Genomic DNA, 278 nt, shown 5'->3' with positions numbered 1-278 from the left:
ACCGGTTGTTGATTTCACCGATAAGTCGTCTTGCTTTGCTGCTCGGCTCTTTACTGCAAGATGCATTGACCTTATCCTTTCAGGCTGCGCTTATGATTGGTGTCGCCGCGATACTAGGGGCCAGCTTTAGTGGAGGACTGTTAGGCATTGTCCAGCTCATCTTGATTGCCGTGCTGCTAGGGCTTGCGATGGGCGCCTTATCCATCTCACTTGGGTTGATCGTCCGCAACGAATCTAGCTTAACGGCTGCCGTCAGCTTTGCGACGATGCCTTTATTG

At 51.8% G+C, this 278-nt stretch carries 1 protein-coding gene; it reads right to left on the bottom strand.

Annotated elements, in window-relative coordinates:
* Nucleotides 1–79: 79 nt before the first annotated feature.
* The coding region (locus tag CHH91_RS20695) for a hypothetical protein (protein WP_176465862.1) at nucleotides 80–278 on the bottom strand (199 nt) is incomplete at its 5' end.

The sequence above is a fragment of the Virgibacillus sp. 7505 genome (assembly GCF_002272135.1).
Classification (GTDB): domain Bacteria; phylum Bacillota; class Bacilli; order Bacillales; family Amphibacillaceae; genus Terribacillus.
Note: the sequence above shows the minus strand (reverse complement) of the source record. Positions and strands in the feature narration are given on the sequence as shown.